This is a genomic window from Roseiarcus sp., from assembly GCF_052145395.1.
GTDB lineage: Bacteria > Pseudomonadota > Alphaproteobacteria > Rhizobiales > Beijerinckiaceae > Roseiarcus.
Window position 1 is genome coordinate 1 of sequence record NZ_JBKQOT010000580.1, and the last position, 5,138, is coordinate 5,138.

Sequence of the window (5,138 nt, forward strand, 5' to 3'; positions counted from 1 at the left end):
CGCTCCATAGTTTTTTCCTTCTGTTGTAGTATACCTGAACAATCAATGGACTGGCTCTCCCTCCCACGGAACAAATCATTCGGTCCGGCGCTGACGATACGAGGCAGCCCTGAGAGAGAGCCCCGAAGCCTATCCTTGGCCGCGGCGAAACGGTCAAAATGGGCGGGGGATGCAACGGCGGCTTAGCGCGGCTCGGAAATGCGCACCCGCATCTCCGTGAAGCCGTGGATGAAGGACGAGAAGACCCGCTTCGGCTCGCCCAAAACCTCGATCGTCCAGCCTCGCCGCAAAATGTCCTCCCACAAAAGCTTCAGTTGCATCTCTGCGAGGTGTTTTCCCACGCAGCGGTGGATGCCGAAGCCGAAGGAGAGGTGCTGACGCGGGCGGGGACGGTCGATGAGGAAACGGTCGGGTTCCTCGATTGCGTCTTCGTCGCGATTGCCGGAGATGTACCACATGGCGACCTTCTCGCTCTTGCGGATGGTTTTGCCGCCGATTTCCGCGTCCTCGAGCGCGGTGCGGCGCATGTAGGCGATCGGCGTCTGGTAGCGGATGATTTCCGGGACCATGGAGTCGACCAGTTCGGGCCTTGCGCGGAGCTTGGCGAATTCTTCCGGGTTCTGGCTCAGGAACAGGACGCCGCCGCTCATCGAATTGCGCGTGGTGTCGTTGCCGCCGACGATCAGCAGCAAAATGTTGCCCAAAAATTCGCGCGGGCTCATGGTCCGGGTCGCTTCGCCGTGCGCGAGCATGGAAATGAGGTCGGGACGCGGTTCGGCGTTGACCCGTTCGTTCCATAGGGTCATGAAATACCCGAGGCACTCGCGAAAAATCTCCTCGCGTTGCTCTTCGCTTTCGACGATCGTGCCCGCATAGGGAAGCGCCGTCGAAGCATCAGACCAGAAGCTCAGCTTCCGCCGATCCTCGAAGGGAAAGTCGAACAGCGTCGCCAGCATCTGCGCGGTCAGTTCGATCGAGACTCTGTCCACCCAGTCGAAGGTTTCGCCAATCGGCAGACTGTCGAGCGTCGTCCGGATTCGGCCGCGGATCAGGTCTTTAAGATTGTCGAGATTCTCCGGCGAAACGATCGGCTGAACAACCTTCCGCTGGGCCTCGTGCTTCGGGGGGTCCATCGCAATGAACATCGGCAGCTCGAGGTCAGCCGGCCTGTCCCGAAGCACAATTCCGCCGAGCGTAGAGCTCGACGAGAAGACCCTGTGGTTCACCTCGACGTCAACGATGTCCTTGTGCTTGGTGATCGACCAGAAGGGTCCGACCGGGCTCTCCGCGCAATAATGCACCGGCGCATCCCGGCGGAGGCGGCGAAAATAGGGACGCCAGACGTCCTGCTGATACAGTGCGGGATCGCTGACGTCGATTTGATCGAGCGGGAGCTCCTCGGCAAGCTTTGCGTGATCGGCGGCGACTGTCGTATCCAAGCGCGCTCTCCCCGGAGTTGGAAGACGTCAAGTATGCTTGTCCTCACCTCTCCATCTGGGCGAACCTGAAGCATAGTCAACCGCTGCGCTGTGACAGCGGTCACAGAGTCAGCGAGAGTTCTTCCGCGAGCGTGGCCCCTCGTGCCCGGCCTCAGGAACGCCACGATGGGGGCGGACTCCCCACCCTCGCGAGGAGACCATGACCGACGCCGCTACCTCCGCCATCCCCACCGACGACCCCAACCGCAAGCTGACTATCGCCGACCGGGACAGTCCGGGCGTCCGGCATGTCGCGGTGGTCGGGGACACCTACAGCATACTTGTTTCCGGCGCCGACACGGCGGGAAAATACTGCCTGATCGACATGCTCGTGCCGGACGGCGGCGGCCCGCCGCCGCATCGTCACGACTTCGAGGAGAGTTTCACTTTGCTCGAAGGCGCGCTGAACTTCACCTTTCGCGGCGAGTCCACGACCTTGCGCGCCGGATCGACCGTGAACATCCCGGCGAACGCGCCGCATGTGTTCAAAAACGTGTCCGGCGCGCCGGCGCGCATGCTGTGCTTCTGCGTTCCCGCAGGACTCGACGCATTCTTTCTCGAAGTCGGCGATCCCCTGGAAAGCCGCACGTCGCCGCCGCCCAAACTGGACCCGGCGCAAATGAAGGCGCGGATCGCGACCATCGTGTCGCTCGCGCCGAAATACCGCACCGACTTGCTGACCCCCTGACCCCTGACGACGGGCTACGAACTTCGCCCTACAGTTTTCTTGGCGGCGAGGCGCGCCTTCGCACGGCTTGGCGCCGCGGCCGTCGTCAGGTACATCGGCGACCCATGACTCGACCTCTGCCTCTGATCGCCGGAATTCTCGGCCTCGTGTTTCTCGCGCTGGCCGTTCTCTACTGGCTTACGCCGGCTGGCGAGCTTCCGTCGTTCCTGCCGGGATTTGTGGCGGGCGTAGACAAGCCTCACGTCAAGCACGCGCTCGGCTCGCTGGTCGTGGCGATCGTCCTGTTCGGCTTCGCCTGGTTCCAGAGGGCGCCGCAACGCCGCTGATCGAAGGGCCCAGACGCGAGAACGCGGCTGGGGCTTTCTTTCGCCTGCGAGGGGATTCCTTCAGGCGCCTGCGGCTAATGCTCCTCGTAGTAATGATGATAGTGGGGGTGATAGTACCCGTAGCGACGGTAATAATGATGATGATTCGTCATCGAATTCCCGATCGCCGCTCCGCCGAAGCCGCCGACAACCGCGCCGACCGGCCCGCCCACCGCCGCGCCTGTCACGGCCCCCGCAACACCTCCCCCGACCGCGCCGGTCTCGTCGGCGAGAGCCGCCTGCGAAACGAGGATCGCGAGGCCCGCCGCCGAAACCGCGGCGATAATCTTTGACAACATGGACGTCTCCTATCATTGGGCCGCGGCGACAGCCGCTTCCTTCAGCATCAACGCTGGAGCCCTGGATCCGTTCCGTCGGCGCGGCGAGCGTCCGCCTTGAAAGGCGATGGTACGGACGCCACGTTCCGCACGTAAAGCAGCCGACATCGTCATTTCCAGAGCAAAGGAAACCGTTCCATGGCCAATACGACCGAGCGCGCAGTGCTTGCCGGCGGGTGTTTCTGGGGCACGCAGGATCTGATCCGGCGCTTTCCGGGGGTCATCTCCACGCGTGTCGGCTACGCCGGCGGCGACACGCCCAACGCCACGTATCGCAACCACGGCGACCACGCCGAGGCGATCGAGATCATTTTCGACCCGGCGAAGCTGAGCTACCGCAAAATTCTGGAGTTCTTCTTCCAGATTCACGACCCGACGACCCGCAATCGCCAGGGCAACGACGTCGGCCGCAGCTACCGCTCGGCGATCTTTTATGAAAACGAGGAGCAGAAGCGGGTCGCGCTCGACACCATCGCCGACGTGAACGCCTCGGGCCTATGGCCGGGCCAGGTCGTGACCGAGGTCGTCCCGGCTGGCCCGTTCTGGGAAGCAGAGCCCGAGCACCAGGACTATCTCGAGCGCTACCCAAACGGCTACACCTGCCACTTCCCCCGCCCCGGCTGGGTCCTGCCGAAGCGCGCCGCCGCGGAGTAGCGCGGCTCCCGCCGCGCCGCGGGACCCGGTCGACCTAGCGCCCGAACTGCTGCAAGCGCCGCACGGCCTGCACCGTGCGGATGCTTTTTTACCGGCGCGGAGCCGCCTTTTTTCAACTGGCGGCGAGCGCGGGTTTCTGGCAAGGAGGCCCCCGGCCTCAACGGGCGCCCGGGTGCAGGGTCAGGGGACGCAAACAATGCAGGTGGAAGACACAGCCATCCCGGCGGTGAAAATCGTGACGCCGAAGAGACACGGCGACGCGCGCGGATTCTTTTCCGAGGTCTACAACAAGTCGGTCTTCGAGGCCGCCGGTCTGCACATCGACTTCGTTCAGGACAATCATTCCGTCTCCGCCGCAGTCGGCACGCTGCGCGGGTTGCACTTCCAGACCTCTCCCTTCGCCCAGGACAAGCTCTTGCGCGTCGCGCGCGGCCGCATCCTCGACGTCGCGGTCGACATCCGACGGTCTTCGCCAACCTTCGGCAAACATGTCGCGGTCGAACTCTCGGCGGGGAACTGGCGCCAGCTCCTCGTGCCGATCGGCTTCGCCCACGGGTTCGTCACCCTCGAGCCGGACACCGAGGTCCTTTACAAGACGAGCAACTTTTATTCGTTACCCAACGACCGAGGCGTCGCCTGGGACGATCCCGACATCGGCATCGCCTGGCCGCTGCCTCCCGGCGGCCCGATGCTGTCGGACAAGGATAAGCGCTGGCCGCGGCTGAAGGACGCCGAGGAGCTGTTCGCCTGATGCGCGTCGCCGTCACCGGCTCCAAAGGTCAAGTTGCGACGTCCCTTCTCGAGCGCGCCGGGCCCGGGATCGAGATCATCGCGTTGAGCCGGCCGGATTTCGCGCTCGAGGACCGCGTGAGCGTGCTTGCCGGCGTCTCTGCGGCGCGACCGGACGTCGTCATCAACGCGGCCGCCTATACGGCGGTGGACAGGGCCGAGAGCGAGGAAGCGCTTGCGATGCGCGTCAACGCCGACGGCGCCGGCCATGTCGCCGAGGCGGCGGCGAAGATCGGCGCGCCGCTCCTGCACCTGTCCACCGACTACGTGTTCGACGGGACGCTCGACCGGCCCTATCGCGAGGACGATCGGACCGGCCCGACCGGCGCCTACGGCCGAACCAAGCTCGCCGGCGAGCGGCTGGTCGCGGAACGCTGTCCGAACAGCGCGGTCATGCGCACCGCCTGGGTCTACAGTCCCTTCGGCGCGAATTTCGTCCGCACCATGCTGCGCCTCAACGAGACGCGCGACGAAGTGGGCGTGGTCGCCGACCAGCGCGGCAATCCGACTTCGGCGCTCGACATCGCCGCCGCGCTGCTCATGATCGCGCGCCGGATTCGCGAAAGCGACGCGCCCGAAATGCGTGGCGTCTTTCATATGACCGGCGGCGGAGAGGCGACCGGGGCTGAGTTCGCCGAGGCGGTGTTCGCCGCGGCGCGCGCGCGCGGGCGGCGCCTCACTCGCGTCAAGCGCATCACGACCGCCGATTATCCCACGCCGGCGAGACGGCCGGCCAATTCGCGCCTCGACAACGCCAAGCTGCGGCGCGTCTACGGCGTCGCCCTGCCGGACTGGCGCTCCTCGGTCGCCGCCTGTTGCGCGCGGC

At 65.1% G+C, this 5,138-nt stretch carries 7 protein-coding genes; 5 read left to right on the top strand and 2 right to left on the bottom strand.

The features are described from left to right. Positions 1-182 precede the first annotated feature (182 nt). A complete protein-coding gene (locus tag ACLP25_RS19965; RefSeq protein WP_442470903.1) occupies positions 183-1,439 on the bottom strand; it encodes a cytochrome P450 in 1,257 nt (418 codons plus the stop codon). A 199-nt stretch (positions 1,440-1,638) separates the two neighbouring features. Here ACLP25_RS19965 and ACLP25_RS19970 point away from each other — a divergent pair, with 199 nt between their 5' ends. Next, positions 1,639-2,166 carry a cupin domain-containing protein gene (locus tag ACLP25_RS19970; RefSeq protein WP_442470904.1) on the top strand — a complete coding sequence of 176 codons (528 nt, stop codon included), beginning with the start codon at positions 1,639-1,641 and terminating at the stop codon, positions 2,164-2,166. Positions 2,167-2,270: 104 nt separating this feature from the next. Continuing rightward, complete coding sequence (locus ACLP25_RS19975) at positions 2,271-2,492, top strand: hypothetical protein (protein WP_442470905.1); 222 nt, start codon at positions 2,271-2,273, stop codon at positions 2,490-2,492. Between the two features lie 74 nt (positions 2,493-2,566). On the opposite strand, the gene ACLP25_RS19980 is transcribed toward ACLP25_RS19975, so the two are convergent. Further along, the gene (locus ACLP25_RS19980) at positions 2,567-2,830 is read right to left on the bottom strand and encodes a hypothetical protein (RefSeq protein ID WP_442470906.1); all 264 of its coding nucleotides are present in this window, start codon (positions 2,828-2,830) and stop codon (positions 2,567-2,569) included. A gap of 177 nt (positions 2,831-3,007) precedes the next feature. Between ACLP25_RS19980 and msrA the strand changes: the two genes are divergently transcribed. From msrA to rfbD, 3 genes are all read left to right on the top strand, one after another. After that, positions 3,008-3,523: a peptide-methionine (S)-S-oxide reductase MsrA gene (gene msrA / locus ACLP25_RS19985; RefSeq protein ID WP_442470907.1), complete on the top strand. Its 516-nt coding sequence runs from the start codon at positions 3,008-3,010 to the stop codon at positions 3,521-3,523. A gap of 196 nt (positions 3,524-3,719) precedes the next feature. Further along, positions 3,720-4,274 (top strand): dTDP-4-dehydrorhamnose 3,5-epimerase, encoded by a 555-nt coding sequence (gene rfbC, locus ACLP25_RS19990; protein ID WP_442470908.1) that lies wholly within the window; start codon positions 3,720-3,722, stop codon positions 4,272-4,274. Further along, positions 4,274-5,138 (top strand): dTDP-4-dehydrorhamnose reductase (gene rfbD / locus ACLP25_RS19995; RefSeq protein ID WP_442470909.1); only part of this gene is annotated, 865 nt, incomplete at its 3' end. The genes rfbC and rfbD, both read left to right, overlap by 1 nt.

What these genes read in the sequence shown, in the direction of transcription:
- ACLP25_RS19975 (WP_442470905.1), top strand. Translation starts at nt 2,271, where the DNA reads ATGACTCGACCTCTGCCTCTGATCGCCGGAATTCTCGGCCTCGTGTTT.
- ACLP25_RS19980 (WP_442470906.1), bottom strand. Translation starts at nt 2,830, where the DNA reads ATGTTGTCAAAGATTATCGCCGCGGTTTCGGCGGCGGGCCTCGCGATC.
- msrA (WP_442470907.1), top strand. Translation starts at nt 3,008, where the DNA reads ATGGCCAATACGACCGAGCGCGCAGTGCTTGCCGGCGGGTGTTTCTGG.
- ACLP25_RS19970 (WP_442470904.1), top strand. Translation starts at nt 1,639, where the DNA reads ATGACCGACGCCGCTACCTCCGCCATCCCCACCGACGACCCCAACCGC.
- rfbC (WP_442470908.1), top strand. Translation starts at nt 3,720, where the DNA reads ATGCAGGTGGAAGACACAGCCATCCCGGCGGTGAAAATCGTGACGCCG.